Source organism: Nostoc sp. FACHB-892 (assembly GCF_014698795.1).
Lineage (GTDB): Bacteria > Cyanobacteriota > Cyanobacteriia > Cyanobacteriales > Nostocaceae > Nostoc.
Genome location: NZ_JACJTR010000020.1, coordinates 119,151 through 140,913, shown reverse-complemented (window position 1 = coordinate 140,913; position 21,763 = coordinate 119,151). Strand labels below are relative to the sequence as shown.

The following is a 21,763-nucleotide window of genomic DNA, read 5'->3' as shown; positions in this document are numbered from 1 at the left end:
GTGCGACGATTTAATTTTCTGAGGAGAACAAAAAATCTTGAACTGCTTCTAAAACAACTGCTGGGTATTCTTCATGTAGTCCCAGAGAACCAGGGATAACAACGCTTCTCACTTCTGGTAAGGCTGCCAAAGCGTTCATTTCTTCTCGTGATTTGGGGGGGCTAGATTCCCCAACTACTACCATGAGCGGTACAGTTAAAGACTGCACAAGTTCCAGAAAATCAGATTGTTCGTGTACAGCATCGAGATTACCAGTTACAAAGGCAGCAGATGCAAATCGCGCTCCTGGTTGTTGAGTTGTGTGCCATTTTTTCTCGATGAAACTGGGTGTAATTTTAGCCGCGTCAGTAAATACATGACGGCGATACATCAAACTTAAGAAGGATGGGGTAGTGTTGAGTTTGTAGAGAGCTTGACCAAGTATAGGCGATCGCACCAATCCTCTCACCATACCAGCTATTTGCTGACTTGCCCCCATTGTCGGCAAAGGCCCACGCCAAGTAGGAGCTAACAATACAATCTTTGAGAAAGCAGCCTGCTTGAGGGCTAATTGTAAAACGTAACTAGCAGCATGGCCAGCCGCTACCACAGTAATGGGAGTATTAAAAATAGCTTTGACAAAATCTTCGAGAAAGTGCTGATATATTTCTGGTCGGTAATTCAAGCTAGGGCGAGAAGATTCACCAAATCCAGGCCAATCTATGGCCACAACTTGAAAATTCGGAGCTAGTAACTTAGCAAGTTCGCCTACTTCCAAACGCGTCGAAACACTGCTGAAAGATGGTAATAACAATAGCGGTGAACCTTTACCAAGGGTTTCATAAACAACGCGCAATTGCTGATTTTCCCAATTCCAGAGATATTCTTGAACTACTCCACCAAAGCCAGTAGCAACAGAGGTAGATAATAAATTTGTTGACATGAGACTAAATTTTGGTAGTTGTACCTTATTTGTCAGTTGTTTTTTGTCAGTTGTCTTTTGCTAATGACCAATGACAAATGACAAATAACCAAGTTTAACTAGGCAAATCTAACTTACATTCCAATGCTTTCTTTTGCATGGTTTTAAAAATATTGTAAAATCCATTAGCACGGGAAGGTGTCAGGCTAACATTTAAACCTGTTTCTTGAATAAAATCTGGAGTAAGTTGCACAATCTCACTTGGCGTTAGTCCATGCAGTCCTTCAACCAGAAGACCTACTAATCCTTTGGTCAACTGGGAATCGGAATCGCCCTGAAACACAACCTTACCCTTATCCAAGGCTGCTGTGATATAAACTTGAGACACGCAACCAGGAACTTTATTTTCGGGTAATTTATCAGCTTCTGGGAACTCATTGAGCTTCTGAGCATACCAGATTAGCTGTTCATAGCGCCGCTTCGGTTCGGAAGCGCGTTGAAAGCGCTGGACAATTTTAGCAAGCGCAGGTGGCAAAGAATCTAGAGTTGAGGACATAACAGAAGCTGCAAATGATCGGTATCACTTTGAGTGTAGATTATCTTTAGAGCAATCGCGCCTCCGGTTCACCTTGGCATATCAGCTAGCTATAATATGTCAAATCTAGACAATTATTTCGTAGGCGCAGCCCGCCGTAGGCATCGCATTCATTTTCAGTCAGGTTTTTTAATGCGCCTAATTACAAAAACTTAATTTTTTTATAAGCAAATTCTAACAGTAACTCTATGGAAGTTACTGTTGTATCACTATAAGCTTACTGCTATTACGTAAGTATATAGAATGCATGAAATTTATGTATAGTTTGATTTTACTAATGGGATGCCTACGACGGTCTGCGCCCACGCACTTACAAAATTAGCTGCAATTAGCTTTTAACTAAACAGCTAGTACCGCAAGACGGAAGTCAAAAGTCAAAATGAATGAATATAGTGTAGGGGTTTCGTTGATTTGGAATGTGCTGTTTATTTACGCTCTGCTGTACTAGGTAATAATTAAAAATTAAAAACCAAAAAAAATTCTGATTTTTAATTTTTAATCTTTTTCCCTTAGGGATTAATTCGTAGTTTGTGCAGCTAGCATCTGCTTCAGCTTTTCTAATTCCGAAGCCCAACGAGGATCTGGACGAATAGCGTCTGAATCGGTGGTTGTGGTGCTGCTTTCACGAGAACCTCCGCCGCCACCTGAGCCACGGCGAGGTTTCTTAGAGCTTTTCTCGCGGCGGCTACCTTCTCTAGTAGGCATAGGAGTGGGGGTACTACTAGCAGCAGTAACTGGTTTGGGAGCTTGCTCCTCGCCCTCATCACCTTTTGTCCGAGGTAATGCCTTCTCTAGCTTAATAGGAGTATCTTTGAACATCTGACCGTTATACTTTTCAATAATTTCGTCAGCTTGTTCGTCGTTGTTGACTGTAAGAAAACCGAAACCACGGCATTTGCCAGTTTTACGGTCTTTAATTAATTTAGTAGTTACAGCATCACCTTCTGCTGCAAAAACTGCTTGCAGATCCTGACGATCTATTTCTTCTTTAGGCAAATTACCTATATATAGGCGAATGGACATGAACTATACCTCCAGAGTTAAATGAACATGGCAAGGCAAGAAAACAATAACTTGGCTTTGGCTTTTAATTAAATAGATGCTATTGACCAAGACTGCCATCAACCAATTTTTTTGCTCGAAACTGTTAACTTATACAACAATACAGTTTTTCGTCGGGATCAAGCTTGTTTAATCCAAAGGCCCACACTATGGTGAGCTAATAACACCTTAATTCTAAGAATTGTAAATTTAATAGCCTATTGCCTGCTAAAGTACACGCTTTCTTCCATGCCTTTTTCGCAGAATCTAATACCATTCCTTACATTACCACGGTATTTTCTACGTAGCTAGTTTAGCGCATACATTTCCGACGTTAGTATTATTGCATCGTAACATAAAACACATTTTTTTATTCAAGGGGGCATATTTTGAAACAAAAACCAGCCGATGGCTGGTTAATTTCCTGCTGTGTTAGGAGGATAAAAAGGTATGGAGCGGGGGAAAGCATCCGAATTCATAACTAAGCTGTAGCGCTGAGTTACATCGGCTGCTATTGTTTGTGTAAATAAATGTAACACTTTTAAAGAAAACCTGCAACTTTTCTTTACATTCCAATTTGTCCTTTGTCCCTTGCCAATGACCAATGACCAATGACCAATGACTAACCAGTGAGAAAAACGTATGCGCCCCAAGCCTGTGCTGCAACTGCCAAAAAAGTAGACCAAATGGGATGAGGGCTATGAATAGCTTTACCACTTTGAGTTTCCAGAGTTTGGATATCGATCCAAGGTGTTGCTCCTCGACGGAACCAACCTGTAACGATAATTTGCCTACCGATTAAATCCTGGTGATTGATTGACTGTCCTAGCCAAGAAACGTGGTGTAATTTTACTAAACCTGCGCTGGATTGAAGGATTAAATCTTGCGCTAGGGAATTGCTAGTACCTTGACGACCTAATAATTTACCTACAAGCCGCACGCTGATGCTATCAATTGGTAAGGCAGAAGGGTCAGCTAACAGGTTGGGTAAGTAATCGTCAGTTTGCACAGTAGCAGGTTTAATATCGGGGAAAAAAGAATTAATCCGCATCACTGTACCGATGCTAAAGCCAATCAGAAGGCAGCCTGTAATGAAAGACCAATCTTCATATATCCACTTTAGATTTAAAAACTTGAGTGTGAATGCTAGTTGCCAAGTTAGCCAAACTAAAGCTGCAAACAGAACCCCTAAAGGAATTCCCAACCAGGGAGCGATTTGTAATAAGAAAGACTGACGTCTAACCTTAGATGGTTCACTAGCAAAATGTAGTTCGGTGTCCAGATGCCAGTGACGGGCTATTTGGCAGAGGCGTTTGATGCGATCGCCCATTAAAGGATGACTATTATTAATCGTAAACCATTGGCGATAGGGATTGGCAGTATCCCACTTCAAAAAGGCTTCAAAAGATAGATTGCTGGCAATAGTTCCCAAAGAAAGGCTCTGTTGGTGGCTCACTGGTGTCAGGAGATTTAAGCTTTCTAGTTGCCAACTGGTCCGTTCCTGTTTTTGGATATCAGCTGCAATGCCAATAGCAATTTTGAGTAAAGCGCGAATCAGAGCATTGGGATTACCAGTGATTTCTGATGCGACGCGATCGCTATAATAAAGCCGCAACCGCGACAACCACAATGCAGTCCCAGTCAGTAAACACCAAACTCCGTAAAAGAGACTAGCCAAAATTGTCACCGGCCAGCGCCAAATACCTGATATTTTGCCTCCCAACTCCGACACTTGCTGATATAGCTTATGAGTTGGTAATGTCACCAGCAGCAACAAAGACATCACAGCAAAATCCCAGTGAGCAATATGCCCTAGCTGGGTGGCGTAAATAACGGCGATTTCATCATCAGCTAGTTGCTCTAATAACCCTTGACTAACAACAATCCTGGCATTACGTGGTAAACTACCATAAGTCAGGATAATTGGTGCAGCCATTGGTAAAATCCGCAGTTTGGGTAACGACCAGTGCCTCTGTTGGCAACAACGTTGTAGCACTCGAACAGCTTCGCGGCTATGGGCATTCAATACATCTTTGGGAAATTCTCGCTGACCATACAAGTTCGCCAATAGCATATCCAGCAACCAAGGTGATACTCCGATTAAAATCACCAATAGTATTAGCAACACTTGAGTAGGATCGCGGTATAAAAACTGAAATGGTTCCAGATAAGGTAGTTTAACTAAAGTCTGGTTGATGAATCCAAATGCTAACTTGAGGATTTCTCGAATTACCCAAAACAGGGCAATAAATGTTCCTGCTGTCAGCAACCGCAAAGGAATTAATTTCGGTTTTCGTAGAGGTTGCCATGCTTTGGCACGTTGTGCTTGTCGCCAATAAATAACGCCGAATAATTTAGCTTGAGTGCGGGTTACAGAACCCATGAAACCGCTTAGAGGGACACTAGGTGGTGGAGGCGGTGGTGGTGTCGCTATTGTAGCTTTGAGTTTAGCTAGTGGCACCATCGGCGGGGTGTCATCGCTCTTGGGTTCTACTACTTGATCTTTTTCTTTTGGCTGTTCCTCTAATGTAGAAGTTACTGGAGGAGAATCTGGAGTTGAATTATCAAAAGCAACGAATCCAGTTTCTACATTTTTTGATTCTTGATCGCGTTTTTTACGTTTTGTTAGGTGTTCGAGAGCGCGTGTTGCCCACTCTTGAACTTGCGGATTGTTACTCTCAATGAGATTTTGGGAAATAGCGATCGCTTTGGAGGCTTCGCCACTGCGAGCATAAGCCATTACTAAACCAACCTGGGCTTGTAAGCTAGCAGTCCCATTGCTTTGGCTGCTAGCAATAGGTTCTAGTTGAGCGATCGCTGTTTGGTAATTTCCCTGCTTGAGGGCAATTAAACCAGCCTCCAAAGACGATTTGGCATGTGAAGGCATACAAATTCTGGCACTCCAATCTCTTCTATGTGATCCACGTTTGTGCAAAAGCGCGAACCTCGGATGCCGTGGAACTCAACCGCGCCCAAGTTTTGCTTGTCAAGTGAATGATAAAGATTGAATCCAGGATTCAAGAGTAGGCAGTGGGTCTTGCGGGTTTCCCCCATGAACAACTGCCGTTCAGAATTCAGTTGTGTCTTCTGTAGGACTAATTCTGAATTCTAGATTCTGTATTCTCTGTATTCTTGTTTATTTCTCCACTGGTTGTTGACTAGAAAATACTGGAGCGATCGCGCTTAATTTTAACTCTGGATGGTCGCCCAGTAATTGTTGACAATTCCATTCATTGCGGAATAGCAACACCGGTCGTCCCATGCTGTCTTTAACTGTAGTGGTATTGAATATTCGTCCCACCTTTTCTAATGCTTCCCAACCACCTTCAACCCAACGGGCGACACTATAGGGCAATAAATCTAATATGGTTTCTACACCATACTCGTTTTGTAAGCGAAACTGCACTACCTCGAATTGCAACTGACCCACCGCCGCCAAAATTGGATCGCGCTTGGCTTCATCAGTTGAATACATAATTTGCACAGCACCTTCTTCTCGTAATTCCGCAACGCCTTTTTGGAATTGTTTAGACTTCGAGGGGTTGGGATTCCTCAGAGATGCAAACAGTTCCGGCGAAAAATACGGAATCCCCTCATATTCGAGCTTTTGTCCCGTGTAAATTGTATCTCCGATCGCAAAAACACCGGGATTGTTCAAACCGATCACATCGCCAGGATAAGCCACATCAATCGATTCTCGCTCTTGAGCAAAAAGTTTTTGCGGGCGAGACAGACGGATAGGTTTACCGATGCGGGCGTGATTCACCATCATATCTTTTTCAAACTTACCAGTGCAGACCCGGATAAATGCGACCCGATCGCGATGCTTCGGGTCCATATTCGCTTGCAGTTTAAAGACAAACCCTGAAAATTCCGGGTATGTAGGAGCAACTTCACCTACACTGCTGTAATGAGAACCGGGTTTAAGGGCATAGTCGAGGAAGTACTTGAGGAATAACTCTACCCCAAAGTTAGTCATGGCGCTACCAAAGAACACAGGCGTCATTTTGCCTTCGTGTACCAGCTGCAAATCTAACTCTGGCCCAACTCCTTCTAACAGTTCTAAATCATTTTTCAGTTGGTAGTAGAGGTCTTGTTCTAGCTGTTCTTCTATTCTCGGATCACCTAACTCGACTATGGTATCACGGGCCTCTCGGCTGCCGTGGGCGCTGCGTTCAAACAAGTGAATTTGTTGCTGATGCCGATCAAAGATACCTTTAAAGCGATCGCCCATACCAATTGGCCAGTTGACTGCATAGGTTTGCAATCCCAATTCTTGCTCAATTTCATCCAACAGTTCTAGAGGTTCTCTTCCTGGGCGATCGAGCTTGTTGATAAATGTAAAGATCGGGATACCCCGCAACTTACACACTTCAAACAATTTGCGGGTTTGGGGTTCCAAACCTTTTGCTGCATCAACTAACATCACTGCATTATCGGCGGCAGCAAGGGTGCGATAAGTATCTTCACTGAAATCTTGGTGTCCGGGCGTGTCTAATAAATTTATTTGACAGTCTTGGTATTCAAATTGCAACACCGTAGAGGTAATGGAAATGCCCCGTTGTTGTTCCATAGCCATCCAGTCAGAGGTAGCCTTACGCTGTGCCCGTCGCGCCTTAACCGCGCCAGCTTCGTGAATTGCACCTCCGTATAGGAGTAGTTTTTCTGTTAGTGTAGTTTTACCCGCATCGGGGTGAGAAATAATCGCAAAGTTGCGGCGAAGTTCAACTGCTTGAATAAGTTCAGACTGAAGTTCAGTAGACATAAGTGTATTTGTTTGTTAGCTAACTTAATTTTTTCTATTCTGGCAAGTCTTTTAATCTTAAGACAACGATGCTCGTGATAGGGTCGTAATATAACCAACAATCTAAACTAATAGGAGAAAGAAATGTACGACACAGACAAACGAAAGCTTCTATCTGGCTTATCGCATGGAGCCATTTTCCTTAGCACAACGCTGATATCTGTAGGTATACCTATCGCCATACTATTTGTATCTGATGATCCTGTTGTTAAAGAAAACGCTAAAGAATCCATCAATTTCCACTTTAATGTCTGGCTTTATGGAGGAATTCTAGGAGCGCTATTTTTTCTATTAGGCTGGTTAGTGTTACCTCTATTAGTGCTGGGGCCACTAGCAGGTATCGGGTATTTATTGCACTGGGGATTAACAATTTGGGCACTCATCAAAGTTTTCAGCAATCCTGATGTACCCTTCCGTTATCCCTATATTTTCCGAGTTTTCTAGCACAAATTATCATTGGGCATTGGGCATTGGTAACTGTCAGTTGTTGACGTTTACCTCTGTGCGACTTCGCGTTTAAATTTCAACCCTCAATTTGCCAAGATTTTGCCAACAGACAGTCTTATCATTTTGAATTTTGAATTGCTTACTATGTTGTTTCTTTTCCAGTCCGTCGGATAGGCGCAACCAAGCTGTAGAATACAAAATTGCCCTACAACTTGATTAAGAGTAGGGCAAAGGACAGTTAAGCACTGTTTGTAGTCTGTCCGATGGCAGGAAAATTTTAGCCTGCTTTTGTGACGCTTTGTTTTGTGTCCATTAGCGTTGTTTTTCTTTATAAAATTTTATGTTTCCTATACATCGCCCCCGTCGTCTGCGTACTCAGCCTCAACTGCGCCGGATGGTTCGTGAAACTGTTTTGACAACCAGCGATTTAATTTACCCACTATTTGCTGTACCGGGTGAGGGAATCGCTAACGAAGTTAAATCAATGCCCGGAGTCTACCAACTTTCGGTAGATAAAATTGTCGAAGAAGCAAAAGAAGTTTATGACTTAGGAATTCCTTCTATTATTTTATTTGGGATTCCGGCTGATAAAGACGTGGATGCCACTGGCGCTTGGCATGATTGCGGAATTGTCCAAAAAGCAGCGAATGCGGTAAAAGTAGCAGTGCCAGATTTGATTGTAATTGCTGATACTTGTTTATGTGAGTACACCAGTCACGGTCATTGTGGTTATCTGCAAGTTGGTGATTTAACAGGACGAGTTTTAAATGACCCAACTTTGGAATTGTTGAAGAAAACAGCAGTTTCTCAAGCAAAAGCCGGTGCCGATATCATTGCGCCTTCTGGCATGATGGATGGGTTTGTCCAGGCAATTCGTGTAGGTTTGGATGAAGCCGGATTTCAAGATACGCCAATTTTGTCTTATGCTGCTAAGTATGCTTCGGGTTACTATGGTCCATTTCGGGATGCAGCAGACTCTACACCGCAATTTGGGGACAGAAGAACTTACCAAATGGATCCAGGTAACGTCCGCGAAGCAATTAAAGAGATTGAATTGGATATCGCCGAAGGTGCTGATATGCTCATGGTTAAACCAGCCTTAGCATATATGGATATTATCTGGCGGGTGAAGGAAGCCAGTAACTTACCAGTTGCCGCTTACAATGTTTCTGGGGAGTATTCGATGGTGAAAGCTGCCTCTCTCAATGGTTGGATTGATGAAGAGCGGGTGGTTATGGAAACTTTAACTGGATTTAAACGGGCTGGTGCAGACTTGATTTTGACTTATCATGCTAAAGATGCAGCGCGATGGTTAAAGTAGGCTAGGCATATTGAATAGTAATTTAGGGGGAAATCTCACGCAGAGGCGCGAAGACACAGAGTTGTGTCTTCGCGCCTCTGCGTGAGATTCTTTGTTTATGGCTAGTGCAGCAACTTGATGCTAGAGAGCAACTGCGTCAAGAGTTACTGAATAAAACAGCACCCACAACCGCAATCCAAAAGCTCGAAAAAGAAATTGCAACTCCCGCATTCGACGAACAACGTTCTGCCTTAGAACGTTCTGCCAAAAATCTTAACCGCGACGGTTGGGGACGACTTGATGGTACTCGCCAAGAAGCAGAGACAATTCTCCAACTCGTCTCGCCAAAAGATAGCCTACAAGCTTTTGATTTTGATGCTAACTACAACTGGGTAACTAACCCACAACTAAGTCAATACCGCATCATTCATTTTGCAACTCACGGCTTTGCCAACACCAGCAACCCATAATTATCAGGCATTGTACTTTCGTTGGTAGACAAACAAGGTAAGCCCCAAAGAGGTTATCTGCGGCTCAACGATATCTTCAATCTGAATTTACCCGCCGAGTTGGTGGTGTTGAGTGCCTGTGAAACTGGGCTAGGTAAGGAAGTTCAGGGGGAAGGGTTGGTAGGTTTGACAAGAGGATTAATGTATGCAGGTTCACAAAGAGTAGTGGTGTCTTTATGGAAGGTTAACGATGAGGGAACTAAAGAATTGATGAGCGAATTTTATCGCCAAATGTGGCAGCAAGGTAAATCTCCTATTGCTGCTCTGAGAGATGCACAACTGTATTTGTGGGAACATAAAAATTGGCAAGAACCCCGTTATTGGGCTGCTTTCACTCTGCAAGGTGAATGGCGAAATAATTTGTAATTCGTAATTTGTAACTTGTAATTAATGATGAATTGGCAACTATTGATTAACAAAGGAGTTCTAACAATGACTAAAAAGCATATCTACAAAAATTTTTTTGCTCTCTTTTTCGCTGCAATTATTGGTGCGATAACTTTGGGCGGTTGGGTATCAGTTGATGGTTATTCTTTGTTGGCTACTCTGGCGATTTTCTAAGTGATATTACAGAGATAGAGGTTGAGCTCGTTTGCCAGAGTGAGAGGTGATCGCTGATAAAATTTGAAGAGCTTAAGCTTGCTTTCGTAGTCTTTCTAGGTTCTGTTGATGCAATTCTGGGAAGTTTTCTAAATCATCTATTGACTGTGGCGCAGGGAAGATTACAGCGTCTTCAGAGGTAAATCTATCTAAATAAGTTTGAAAAGCTTCATCATCTTCTCTGTGGTCAAGGATATATTGACGCAATTGGGCACGGGGCATTGTCATAAAATCTGGCTTACTCATACATATCTCCACTTCCCGTCTAGGTAAATTATAATTTCATTTTCTTCACCAGCGAGAATTACAACATTTTTTGTTCGTTCATCGATTCGCACCAAAAACACAGGTAAATACATTTTAGTAGCCCAAAAACTGAAGATAAACAACGTTTTCAATTGTTCTACAGTAGGCATATTTAAATTATTGCTACAACAGATTTTTTACTTTGGTGTGAATTTCAGTCAGATTCAGTATCTTTCAACTAGGAAGTTTTCTAAACACATTTTATGCAGATTGTCTCGGTGATAGTACAGAAATAGAGGATTCCTTCTTTGCCAGAGGCAGAGGCGATCGCTCATAAAACCTCTAAAATTTAAATAGCTTTGATCTAGTTATGGCAATTACTCGCTCTATGCTTAGGGCGATTCGTTTAAAAAACCAATCTCTAACTAGTGCGATCGCTCACGGTATTTGCGACAGCAGCACGATAAAATTCTAAAACCATAATCGTACTAAAAGGTCTAAATGGCAGAAACATTATTCTTCAACGCCTTACGGGAAGCCATTGATGAAGAAATGGCGCGTGATTCCAGCGTATTCGTTCTCGGTGAAGACGTAGGACACTACGGCGGTTCCTACAAAGTTACTAAAGACCTGTACCAAAAATATGGCGAACTCCGCATTCTAGACACCCCCATCGCTGAAAACAGCTTCACTGGCATGGCAGTGGGAGCAGCGATGACTGGCTTGCGCCCCATCATCGAAGGCATGAATATGGGCTTTTTACTACTCGCCTTCAACCAAATATCCAACAACGCCGGGATGCTGCGCTATACCTCTGGCGGTAATTTTAAAATTCCAATGGTAATTCGCGGCCCTGGCGGTGTAGGACGGCAGCTAGGCGCAGAACATTCCCAGCGACTAGAAACCTACTTTCAAGCTGTGCCAGGGTTGAAGATTGTTGCCTGCTCCACACCAAGAAACGCTAAAGGACTACTAAAATCTGCTATCCGCGATGATAATCCTGTGTTGTTCTTTGAACACGTTTTACTTTACAACTTGAAAGAAGATTTACCAGAAGAAGAATATTTGCTACCTCTGGATAAAGCAGAAATGGTGCGTGAGGGTAAAGATGTCACAATTATTACTTATTCTCGAATGCGGCATCATGTGCTTCAAGCCGTAAAAACTCTTGAAAAACAAGGATATGATCCAGAAGTTATCGATTTAATATCTCTCAAACCATTAGATTTTGATACCATTGGTACATCAGTAAGAAAAACCCATAAAGTCATTGTTGTGGAAGAATCCATGCGAACTGCCGGCATTGGAGCAGAAGTCATCGCCTCAATAAACGATCGCTTATTTGATGAATTGGATGCGCCAGTACTACGGCTTTCTTCCCAAGATATCCCCACACCTTACAACGGCAACCTGGAACGATTAACAATCATCCAACCAGAGCAAATCGTGGAAGCTGTAGAAAAAATGGTAGCTTTGCGAGTCTAGGAAATAGGGAATAGGGAATAGGGAGTAGGGAATAGGGAAGAAATTCAACCCCTACTCTCTACTCCCCACTCCCCACTCCCCAACTCATAACTCCATAAAAGAGCGCTATTATAGCCTTTGTCAGTTGCGAGTTATGGTATGCAAAGACAACGATCGCTATTAATTTTGATTTTAGTCCTGGTAATCGCCGCAATTACGGTGATTGCCACAATTCCAATTCCCTTGGGACTAGACTTGCGCGGAGGCTCACAGTTAACGATTCAGGTGAAACCATCAGCAGAAATTCCTGAAATCACCGACCGAGAATTGGAAGGTGTGAAGAGAGTTGTCGAAGGTCGGATTAATGGTCTGGGTGTTTCTGAACCAGTAATTCAAACAGTCGGCACAGATAAAATATTAGTACAACTGCCAGGGGTCAATAATCCAGAGCAAGCTGAACGGGTGCTAGGAGGGACGGCGCAGTTAGAGTTCCGTACCCAAAAGCCAAATACAGAAACTCAACTGTTTGCTTTCCAGGCATCTAGGGTCGAATTGAAAGCCAAGCAAGAAGAGTTGAGAAAGAGTACTGACAAAGCAGCAATTGTCAAAAATCAAGAAGATTTACAGAAAAATAATCAAGCGATCGCTGAATTGTTTGAAAGCACCAATCCACCGCTAATTGGCAAATACCTCAAGGATGCTTATGGTGAACCCACTCAAGGCGACAACTGGAACGTTGCTATTCGCTTCGACCAAAAGGGTGGTGAACTGTTTGCCAATTTGACGAAAAATCTTGCCGGTACTGGGCGGAGCATTGGTGTTTTTCTGGACAATGAACTGATCAGCGCTCCTACTGTAGGTATAGAATTTGCCGCTACTGGTATTACTGGTGGCTCTGCCGTAATTACAGGAAGGTTTACTGCCCAACAAGCCAATGACTTAGGTGTGCAGTTACGTGGTGGCGCATTACCCGTACCAGTAGAAATTGCCGAAATCCGCACTGTTGGGGCAACGCTGGGTAAAGACAGTATTACTAGCAGTATCTACGCTGGTATTGGCGGTCTGACTTTAGTATTAGTATTTATGGTAGTGTACTATAGACTACCAGGACTGATTGCCGATATAGCACTTTTGATCTACGCCCTGCTAACTTGGGCTACATTTGCTTTGTTGGGTGTCACCCTAACCCTGCCAGGAATTGCGGGTTTTATCCTCAGTATTGGGATGGCGGTGGATGCAAATGTGCTAATTTTTGAGCGGACGCGGGAAGAATTGCAAGCAGGCAAATCCCTATATCGCTCTGTAGAATCTGGTTTTTACCGTGCCTTTTCCAGTATTTTAGATGGCAACGTGACTACAGTCATTGCTTGTGCTGCATTATTCTGGCTGGGGGCTGGTTTGGTGAAAGGCTTCGCCCTAACTTTGGCTTTGGGTGTAGCAGTGAGTATGTTTACAGCAATTACCTGTAGTCGCACCTTGATGTTTTTAGCAATTACAATTCCTACACTCAAGAAACCAGAACTTTTCTGTCCGAACCTGCCAAGATCAAATAAGGCAGAGGTGGTCCAATGAGACTAAGTATTAACAAATCGCGATCGCTTTGGTGGGCTATTTCTAGTGCCGTCATTCTTGCTGGTATCATCTCAATGGTGATTTCTTGGCAAAACCCGAACATCAAAGCACCCCTACGCCCCAGTTTGGATTTTGTCGGTGGTACACGATTGCAGTTTGAACGCGATTGTACCAAACCCGGTAACTGCGACCAGCCAATTGATATCAATGTCGTCCGGGAAGTAGCTAAAGCACAGGGTTTGGGTGATAGCAGCATCCAAATTATCGCTGATAGAGGCACTGGTGCAGAAAATGGGATATTAATTCGCACAAAAAACTTGGATACCGAGCAACGTACCAACTTGCAAAATGCCTTAAGCGAAAAGGTCGGTACTTTTGACGAGCAAAAAAACCAATTTGACACGGTTGGCCCTACTCTGGGGGGAGAGCTGTTTAGGTCTGGGGTAATAGCTTTAATAGTTTCCTTTGCAGGCATCATAATCTACTTGACCTTCCGGTTCCAGTTAGATTATGCAGTGTTTGCGATCGTTGCGCTATTACATGATGTCTTTATCACAGCAGGGATTTTTTCGATTTTTGGTTTAGTACTGGGTACTGAAGTAGATAGCCTGTTCATCGTTGCTCTACTGACGATTACAGGTTTCTCAGTCAACGATACAGTGGTGATTTACGATCGCATTCGGGAAACCCTCAAGACGAATCCCAACGGAGCGATCGCTGACATTGTAGATGATGCAGTTAACCAAACTTTAGGACGCTCAATCAACACAACCTTTACCACAATGCTGTCATTGTTTGCTATCTTTCTGTTTGGCGGCGAAACTCTGAAAAACTTTGCTTTAGCTCTAATTATTGGCTTTACAGCGGGGGCTTATTCAAGTATTTTTATCGCCAGTACTCTTCTAACTCTGTGGCGAGAGCGCAACGGTCAAGCAACTATGGCAGTCAGTAGTGAGTCGATTGATACATCTGCTGGTAACTAATCATTGGGCATTGGGCATTGGTTAATAACCAATAGTTATTCTTCCCCTGCTCCCTCATCTTCCTCATCCCCCACCTTCCCACAGCCTATGGATCAATCCGAACAATCGTCAATAACTGACCCATCCTTTGCTCAACAAGTACAAAGATTGCACAATCTGACAATATATGGCAGGTGGCTATTTGTCGGCTGTCTATGGCTCACCATTGCACCTGTTAGTTTGTGGGGTCTACGTGCAGAAATTTCTCTTTGGCAGCAATATTTTACCTGGGTAGCGGTGCGATATGGACTCTTCTATAATCCACTGTCTACCTTCGGTTTAGCGTTTTGTATTGGAATGACTGCTGCTGTTTTAGTTTGGCAAAGTCGGAATATCTTACTTGGAATACCACCCGAGGAAAAACAACGTTTAGAAAAACAAGTGTATCGGATACGTCAGCAGGGGCCAACTCATCCTCTATGGAAGTGGGTTTGTCATTAAACTTTCTTTCTCATTGCATATATATGTACACGTACAGCAATTTTTAGCAAAATATCACTTAACTATACAAAAATAGTGCTAGTGCTAAAGGTGGATGCCATAAATGAACGAGTCTCAGATTCAATTTAGCGAACATCTCGGCTGCGCCAAAGGCGATGTCTACGACGGGCTATGCCTAGGCAAGTCTGAAATTGACCTTTATCAACTCCAAGAACTATTAAATGTTTCAGCTTTCTGGGCAAAAGGTCGCAATATTGAGGATTTAGGTATAGCTATTGCCAACAGTGAGCCAGTGATTTCCGTCTCCGATCGCGATCGACTCATTGGCTTTGCTAGAGCAACATCTGATGGTATATATCGCGCCACAATTTGGGATGTTGTGATTCATCCAGATTATCAAAGTAGTGGGTTGGGAAGCAAGTTAGTAGAAACTGTTTTGAGTCATCCCCGGATGAGACGGGTTGAGCGAGTTTACCTGATGACTACTCACCAGCAGGGATTCTACGAAAAGATTGGTTTTAAACCCAACACCACCACTACGATGGTGCTACACAACCTAACTAACCCTGCTTTCATTTCTGCTACAGAAGTTCAGCTTCAGGAATCACTAGGGGGATAGAAATTTGTAGTCTGGTTAAGTGCTGAGATGTTTCTTTAGCGATCGTCGAGGGCAGAATTTCTAACTTTCCTCCCATAACTTCCACCAGAGTCTGATTGATTAATAGCCTCATTCCTGGGGAAAGAGCAGCATTTCCTTGATCAATCTGGGTCGGCTGATCTTCAGATTTGATCAAATCAATCGGTTCGCTCCAGGTTATGGCATGGGTTGGTATATCCAACCAAATGTTTACAAAATTACTTGTAGGCACAGTGCTGCTGGAAATACAGATACTGCCTTCCTCCATTTGAGCAATGGCAGTGTCTATTAAACTTATCAATATTTGGCGGAGCCACAGATAATCTGCCAAAACATAAATTTCTGGGTCTGCGGGTAATAATTGCAAGGGAAAATTGCGATTGGCCGCCAGCATATAAGTTAAGTTATGAACCTCTTGCAAAACTTGAGCTAACGGTCTAGGCTGAATATCTAATTTATTAGTACCGTGTTCAGTTCTAGCAACGTTAAGAATTTCATCCATCAGCTTGAGTAGCTTCAGCGTTCGCTCGTTAGCTTGGGCAATAAATTCTCGCTCTTCAGCAGGGTCTTCACACAAATCCGACAAAATTAACTGATGCAAGCCGATCAGACCACTGAGAGGCGATCGCAATTCATGGGTAGTTCGCGCCAAAAAACCAGCTTTAAACTGGCTCATTTCTCTTGCCATAAGGTATGCCAGCTGTGTTTGCTGTAACTGTTGTGATATTGGTGGCATATCTTCTTGATCTAATGGCGCTACTGGAGATGAGCTAGATGAAACATTTGACGATGCCTGCGGCGGGCGTAGCCATAGCGTAAATAACTGACGGAAAATAATACCTAGTGTTATTCCTGCTCCTAGATATATCCAGTTGCTCCAATTCATAATCTGGCAATTATTAACTTGTTAATTGACCACAACAGCGCAAACTAAAGTTACAAATTTCTCTGTTGTTAAAATCAGGAAAACAACATTATAGCGACCTATATTTGGTTATCACTCGAAATATCTAACTTGATCGCACCTTGCCGTAAAATCTGCCAATTTGTTCCTGTCCATTTAGCAACGGTGGAAGGTATACCCAGCCCCGGTATTTCACCCTGGTATTCTGTTGTTGCTATCAGAACGTTGGGAAACTGAGCCTCAATTTCTGCCATACTTTGCAAAGGCGGCTGACCAGAAAAATTGGCGCTAGTAGTAGCAAGTGGGCCTGTTTGCGTCAAAATAGTTTGAGCGATCGCACTGTTTGGGACTCGAATACCAATTGTTGTTGGGTCGGTGGGGTTCATAACTTTTGGCACGCGATCTGAAGCTGGTAAAACTAACGTCAGCCCTCCTGGCCAATATTTATCTGCTAATTGTTGCCAAACTTTATACTCGTTCTCATCACCTTTAACATACAGCCATAAATCTTCAGCACTAGCAGCCATCAAAATCAAAGGTTTGTCTTGACTGCGTTGCTTTGCCGCAAAAATTAATGCTGCTTTTTCTGGTATCGCTGCAAGTGCAGGAACAGTATCCGTGGGAAAGCTCACTAAAAGACCAGTGCGTGCGCCACTAATTAGATTTGTTAGAGAAACTTGTGTCATTTTTATGGGTTTGGGCATAGGGCATTTTTCCTACGCGCTATGCCCCATGCCCTATTTCCTAACTTTTATAAGCAAGGGCAAAGCGTTCAATTCCAGCTAAATCAGGGTAAATTTGAATTTTACAATAGCTACCTTGATTTTGCAAAAGTTCTCGCACTGCATCTGCCTGTCCTGCCATCATCTCAATTAACCACACGCCACCAGGTTGCAAATAGCTGGGAGAAATTTCTATCAAATGGCGAATGCAATCTAAGCCATCAGTACCACCATCCAAAGCTAGATGTGGTTCATGGTTAACTACTTCTAGTTGCAGGGTAGGTAAGGTACTGGTGGGTATGTAAGGGGGATTAGACACCATACCACTGAATTGACCTTTTAAAAATGTCAGTGGCTCCCACCAAGAACCTTGATAAAATTTAACCCGGTCAGCAAAACCTAAATTATGGACGTTGGTTTGGGCGATCGCCAGAGCTTCTAAACTGTAATCCACTGCATGAATTGTTGCTTTTGGCAAGACATCTGCTAAACCCAAAGCGATCGCTCCACTCCCAGTGCCTAAATCAGCCCAGTGTCCTGAAGCATTATTAGCAGATGCTAAAGCTAAATCAATTAAGCATTCTGTCTCTGGTCTGGGAATCAAAACCGCACTCGACACTGCAATTTGAAAGTTACGCCAAGGTGTAACTCCGGCAATATACTGCACTGGTAAGCGGTCATGTAATCGCCTCTGCCACAGATGGTCTAACTCTTCTAGAGGCAATTGCAGCTGAATTTGGGGCCAGTTTTTATAAGACTCCAAACGCAGTGCCAAGCGGTCTAACCCAGCAACTTCGAGCAGCAACCAATCTACCTCGGCAGGCGGGACATCAGTAGCGATCGCTGCTTGGAGAGCAGTATTGCGCCACTGCCAAAGTTGTAAACCAGATATCAGATGCTTCTCCCCCATGCCTCAACCTTAGATTGCATAACCGTTATTTTTTCGGAGCGGGCGCAGCAGCAGGCTTGGCAGCTGGAGGTTGATTCGGTGCAAGCGAGCGAATAAAATTGATTGACTCCCGCGACGGGTAGAGAACAATTTTATTTATACTAGGGTCGGTACTGCTATTCAAAGCCTCCATAACACCATACAAATCCACCACCTGAATTTCAGTGTTATTTGCTTCCTTTGGCACGGCTTTTTTGAATTCATCTAACAGAGCCGATGCTTGCTCTTTCTCAAAAAAGAAAGGGATATACCGTTCTTTGCCGTTGGGGACAGGAATCGTCAAATAGCTATTATCTTTCTTAAATTTGGGTACAAATAAGGGAATACCATTAAATTGCTCCCCTTTTTTACCATTTTGATTCAGCATACTTGTTGCTGAAGCTACCTGTGCTTGCGTCGGTACTAAAGTATAAATTACAGAGTCTGATTTCTTTTTGCCTTCTTGGACTATTTTATAGTAGTCTGCCAAGGACAAAGGTCTTACCTGTAGGGTGCTTGCCAACTGAGGGTTTTCTTTCTTAAGCCGATTGTCAAGGAATTTTTGAGCATCTTGCTTGCTAATAAAAAATCCCACTTGCGAGATTGGCTTAGATTCATTATTCCTCGAAAGAACAACGAATTCGCCTTTGGGATTGGTGAGCGTGAATACAGGTACTTCTTGGAGCTTTTTCACTACCTGATCTTGTGGCAACGCGATCGCCTCTAAATTGCCTATTCCTGGTAGATTGCCTATTCCTGAAAGCCCCGTTAAAAATACACTGCCAGCTATACCCAATGTTGCGCCCAAGCGAATAAATGATTTCATGACTGCTCCTCGCATCAATAGTCCACTTAAAATTAAACAAATGGTTGGATTTGCACACCATCAACTAGCTTTAGTTATATAGCAATCTATTTCAATTGTAAAAAATTCATTGTGCGCGTTGAGGTTGAGTGTTAACTGTGAGGCAGCCCGGTCTTGTTGTTCCAACAAAGAGGGACTGCCGAACCCGGAGGGTCAACGGTCAAAATCTATGTTCCACAACTATTTAGGGTTGCTATAGTAGCTAGCGTTTTGAAAAATTGACTGTCCTAAAGTTGTGTTTTTCTCGATTTCGTTTTGCTATTCACTAGGAAATGCTGTAGATGCCTATTATATGTCTTTTCAAACAGTGAAACTTTCTCTGTTTCTCGACCTTGGAGATGATAAATGCCATTTTATCGGCTTTCTCTAATATCGGGTGACGGGATTACTTAATCAATCGTTCCATCGCGCTTGCTTTAATATCTTCTCAAATCTATACAAAGCTTAGTATCAGAAATATCTTACCGCTTAAAATCGGAATTTACCTGTTAGCCTTCAACGGCTAACCCAATACTATAACAGGCAATTTGTTATTTTTTGTAAAAATGTACAATCTAATTGCACATTTTAGCAAGACAATTTTAGTGAATTGCCTTAGACGTTAAATATATATTACTTAAATCGGGATGACAGGATTTGAACCTGCGGCATCCTGCTCCCAAAGCAGGCGCGCTACCAAGCTGCGCTACATCCCGTTTCCACTTATCTACTTTTCGGGGTTTGGTTTTAATTCCCCATCAAAGCGATCGCGCTTTATCAAAAGCATTAAGGTAACTATATCACATCAGACGGCTTATGCCTAATCTTTTTATCCTTTGCCAAAGACAAGATAGATTACATTGTTATGATAAAGGTTTTTTGCCGACTTAGTTTTACAAGATAATTATACTTGCGCCTTCGTCGGCAGAAAAAAGCATAACTACATCAAAATAATAGATTTTCACCATTTGACCTGATTTTCTTGGGCAAATCGGGTTTTATTTTGATTAAGCGCTAGTGAGGATACCAGAACATACCTTTAATGCCTTCTGGATCAGCCATAAACCCCATAGTTCGGTAGAAATCTACAACATGGGGATCGGCGAAGAGAGTAACATTACTAATTTCTTCACTTCTAAGTTTTTTGAGAACGTATTTCATTAGTGCCTTACCCAGTCCTTGACTTTGAAAGTCTGGGTGAACCACCACATCCCAAATAGTGGCATTAAACGCGTGATCTGAGGTAGCGCGGGCAAAACCAATGAGCCGCTTTTGGTTTCCTCTCACCTGCCACATTGAGGCGACAAGAAAACTATGCTCAATAGCTTTTTTCACTTTTCTTAGAGGACGACGCGACCAACCAACTGCATCACAGAGTTCTTCTAGCTCATACAGGTCAATATCTCGCTCCGTACTGAAGACGATGCGAGTTTCCTTTGAAGAAGCTTCGCTAATGCTGCTGGGGTTGGAGTTGCCCGAAGCATTCAGTGTATGTTCTTCAAAGGAGGTTGTCCTAGTTGTTGCTACAGATTCAGGAGTACTAAACCAAGTTTTCCAAAAACCCATGCCAGCGTGGTTCGGGTAGTATAACTAAATTGGTTTCCACTCTCAGGAGTGTTGATTTACGTTTAACATAGCTATGCCCATTTACTACCCTTTACACTCAAAATTTTTCGGTTGTTTTCGGGATTTGCAATGGTAACAGCTAGTTAGAGCGTGTTTCACACCAATCATTTTCAACTTTAGCATTTTGTTGTAAAGGCTAGGAGAATTTCACCAAAAGGGTAAGGATATAAATAATTCAAAATTCAAAATGGAAAAACCTAATACTGGCAATTGCTCGTATAGAGCTTAAATGCAAGTTAGTTTAGGAGTGATTTATATACAAGAGATTGGGTATTTGGAAAAATTCTTCCCCAGTCCCCATTCCCCAGTTCCCAGGTGATGAAAGCAAGCGAGTCTTACCCTTAACAATGGCTTCTGGTTTAAAAACTTCGACACTAGAACTCCTTAAGCGCTTTAACCGAGCGTTTCCCCAGTTTTATGAGCAATTTGTCAGCAGTGAGATTCAACTGCAAAATTTACGGCTAGCCTACCGTCTTTATAAAACTAGACGCGCTGTTATTGAGCTAAAACCGGAAGGTAGCAAAAGTGCCCTGCATTTTGCTTACCGTAACCAGTCTTTTCTTCTCAGTGATATTTTTGGCGTACTAGCAGCTTATGGGTTGACTATTCACGGTCTGAGTCTATACGGTCAGATCCGCCCGCCGATGTTAGTTTTTATCAAACTTTTGGTGTCTCGTGGTAGTAAAGCCTTGACCGAGAAAACCGCAGAAAATGTCTGTCGCGCCATTCGCGAGGCTTTAGGAGGTCGGTTTGAAGTAGAAGAGATGCTGGCAGTAGAATTCAATCTTGACACGGGCTTAGAGCAGGTACAAACTGAGTTTTATGTCGATCCGGTTTTTCATCTCCCTGCCTTAGTGATTGAAGCCGATAATCAACCAGGATTATTCTATAAAGTGATGTACGCCATCTGGCAGGAAGACCTTCTGGTAGTCAATGCCAATTTACTGGTTTGGCGCGGACGTACACGGCTAATTCTCTACCTGTTAGGGCCCAATGAAAGCCTCATTCCTGAATATCTGGGTCACAAAATTGCTGAAGGGGTACGACAGAGGTTGTTAGATAAATGAAAAAAGTTAGGAGTTATGAGTTAAAAATTAATAACTCCTCACTCCTAACTTCTAACTCTTCACACTCCGTATTTAGCCGCACCCGTCCTTGGG

At 42.8% G+C, this 21,763-nt stretch carries 20 protein-coding genes, 1 tRNA gene and 1 pseudogene; 10 read left to right on the top strand and 12 right to left on the bottom strand.

Annotation, left to right across the window (positions count from 1 at the left end; genetic code table 11):
- Positions 1 to 10: 10 nt before the first annotated feature.
- The 5 genes from H6G96_RS24085 to prfC form a co-directional block, all read right to left on the bottom strand.
- Entirely contained in the window at positions 11 to 922 is a 912-nt protein-coding gene (locus H6G96_RS24085) for an alpha/beta hydrolase (RefSeq protein WP_190914176.1), read from the bottom strand.
- A 94-nt stretch (positions 923 to 1,016) separates the two neighbouring features.
- Complete coding sequence (locus tag H6G96_RS24080; RefSeq protein ID WP_190914174.1) at positions 1,017 to 1,457, bottom strand: SufE family protein; 441 nt, start codon at positions 1,455 to 1,457, stop codon at positions 1,017 to 1,019.
- A 555-nt stretch (positions 1,458 to 2,012) separates the two neighbouring features.
- Positions 2,013 to 2,519, bottom strand: coding sequence for an RNA-binding protein (locus H6G96_RS24075; RefSeq protein WP_190914172.1), 507 nt, complete (start codon positions 2,517 to 2,519; stop codon positions 2,013 to 2,015).
- A 640-nt stretch (positions 2,520 to 3,159) separates the two neighbouring features.
- Entirely contained in the window at positions 3,160 to 5,424 is a 2,265-nt protein-coding gene (locus H6G96_RS24070; protein ID WP_190914171.1) for a M48 family metalloprotease, read from the bottom strand.
- A gap of 249 nt (positions 5,425 to 5,673) precedes the next feature.
- Complete coding sequence (gene prfC, locus H6G96_RS24065; protein WP_190914169.1) at positions 5,674 to 7,302, bottom strand: peptide chain release factor 3; 1,629 nt, start codon at positions 7,300 to 7,302, stop codon at positions 5,674 to 5,676.
- A gap of 123 nt (positions 7,303 to 7,425) precedes the next feature.
- Here prfC and H6G96_RS24060 point away from each other — a divergent pair, with 123 nt between their 5' ends.
- From H6G96_RS24060 to H6G96_RS42445, 4 genes and pseudogenes are all read left to right on the top strand, one after another.
- A complete protein-coding gene (locus H6G96_RS24060) occupies positions 7,426 to 7,785 on the top strand; it encodes a DUF4870 domain-containing protein (protein WP_190914167.1) in 360 nt (119 codons plus the stop codon).
- A 343-nt stretch (positions 7,786 to 8,128) separates the two neighbouring features.
- Positions 8,129 to 9,109: a porphobilinogen synthase gene (gene hemB, locus H6G96_RS24055; protein WP_190914165.1), complete on the top strand. Its 981-nt coding sequence runs from the start codon at positions 8,129 to 8,131 to the stop codon at positions 9,107 to 9,109.
- Between the two features lie 200 nt (positions 9,110 to 9,309).
- Positions 9,310 to 9,963, top strand: a pseudogene (locus tag H6G96_RS24050) (CHAT domain-containing protein); the annotation flags it as partial.
- Positions 9,964 to 10,029: 66 nt separating this feature from the next.
- Entirely contained in the window at positions 10,030 to 10,158 is a 129-nt protein-coding gene (locus H6G96_RS42445) for a hypothetical protein (protein WP_277932943.1), read from the top strand.
- A gap of 72 nt (positions 10,159 to 10,230) precedes the next feature.
- On the opposite strand, the gene H6G96_RS24045 is transcribed toward H6G96_RS42445, so the two are convergent.
- Positions 10,231 to 10,443, bottom strand: a complete 213-nt coding sequence (locus tag H6G96_RS24045; protein ID WP_190914163.1) for a hypothetical protein — start codon at positions 10,441 to 10,443, stop codon at positions 10,231 to 10,233.
- 501 nt (positions 10,444 to 10,944) lie between these two features.
- On the opposite strand from H6G96_RS24045, the gene H6G96_RS24040 reads away from it, so the two are divergent.
- The 5 genes from H6G96_RS24040 (at position 10,945) to H6G96_RS24020 (ending at position 15,561) form a co-directional block, all read left to right on the top strand.
- The gene (locus tag H6G96_RS24040) at positions 10,945 to 11,928 is read left to right on the top strand and encodes an alpha-ketoacid dehydrogenase subunit beta (RefSeq protein WP_190914161.1); all 984 of its coding nucleotides are present in this window, start codon (positions 10,945 to 10,947) and stop codon (positions 11,926 to 11,928) included.
- 138 nt (positions 11,929 to 12,066) lie between these two features.
- Entirely contained in the window at positions 12,067 to 13,479 is a 1,413-nt protein-coding gene (gene secD / locus H6G96_RS24035; protein ID WP_190914159.1) for a protein translocase subunit SecD, read from the top strand.
- Positions 13,476 to 14,462 (top strand): protein translocase subunit SecF, encoded by a 987-nt coding sequence (gene secF, locus H6G96_RS24030; RefSeq protein ID WP_190914157.1) that lies wholly within the window; start codon positions 13,476 to 13,478, stop codon positions 14,460 to 14,462. Before secD ends, secF begins: the two co-directional genes overlap by 4 nt.
- An 87-nt stretch (positions 14,463 to 14,549) precedes the next feature.
- Positions 14,550 to 14,942, top strand: coding sequence for a hypothetical protein (locus tag H6G96_RS24025; protein ID WP_190914155.1), 393 nt, complete (start codon positions 14,550 to 14,552; stop codon positions 14,940 to 14,942).
- A 103-nt stretch (positions 14,943 to 15,045) separates the two neighbouring features.
- On the top strand, positions 15,046 to 15,561 hold the full coding sequence (locus H6G96_RS24020; RefSeq protein WP_199339719.1) for a GNAT family N-acetyltransferase: 516 nt from the start codon (positions 15,046 to 15,048) through the stop codon (positions 15,559 to 15,561).
- Here the strand turns inward: H6G96_RS24020 and H6G96_RS24015 are convergent.
- From H6G96_RS24015 to H6G96_RS23990, 6 genes are all read right to left on the bottom strand, one after another.
- Entirely contained in the window at positions 15,524 to 16,465 is a 942-nt protein-coding gene (locus H6G96_RS24015; protein ID WP_190914152.1) for a HAMP domain-containing sensor histidine kinase, read from the bottom strand. The genes H6G96_RS24020 and H6G96_RS24015 overlap by 38 nt on opposite strands.
- Before the next feature lie 98 nt (positions 16,466 to 16,563).
- Positions 16,564 to 17,169 carry an L-threonylcarbamoyladenylate synthase gene (locus H6G96_RS24010; RefSeq protein ID WP_190914208.1) on the bottom strand — a complete coding sequence of 202 codons (606 nt, stop codon included), beginning with the start codon at positions 17,167 to 17,169 and terminating at the stop codon, positions 16,564 to 16,566.
- 58 nt (positions 17,170 to 17,227) lie between these two features.
- Complete coding sequence (prmC, locus tag H6G96_RS24005; protein WP_190914151.1) at positions 17,228 to 18,115, bottom strand: peptide chain release factor N(5)-glutamine methyltransferase; 888 nt, start codon at positions 18,113 to 18,115, stop codon at positions 17,228 to 17,230.
- A gap of 25 nt (positions 18,116 to 18,140) precedes the next feature.
- Positions 18,141 to 18,959 (bottom strand): Tic22 family protein, encoded by an 819-nt coding sequence (locus H6G96_RS24000; protein WP_190914149.1) that lies wholly within the window; start codon positions 18,957 to 18,959, stop codon positions 18,141 to 18,143.
- A 660-nt stretch (positions 18,960 to 19,619) separates the two neighbouring features.
- Positions 19,620 to 19,693, bottom strand: a tRNA-Pro gene (locus tag H6G96_RS23995).
- Positions 19,694 to 19,991: 298 nt separating this feature from the next.
- Positions 19,992 to 20,543 carry a GNAT family N-acetyltransferase gene (locus tag H6G96_RS23990; RefSeq protein WP_190914148.1) on the bottom strand — a complete coding sequence of 184 codons (552 nt, stop codon included), beginning with the start codon at positions 20,541 to 20,543 and terminating at the stop codon, positions 19,992 to 19,994.
- A gap of 407 nt (positions 20,544 to 20,950) precedes the next feature.
- On the opposite strand from H6G96_RS23990, the gene H6G96_RS23985 reads away from it, so the two are divergent.
- Entirely contained in the window at positions 20,951 to 21,670 is a 720-nt protein-coding gene (locus tag H6G96_RS23985; protein WP_190728444.1) for a hypothetical protein, read from the top strand.
- Positions 21,671 to 21,763: the final 93 nt, after the last annotated feature.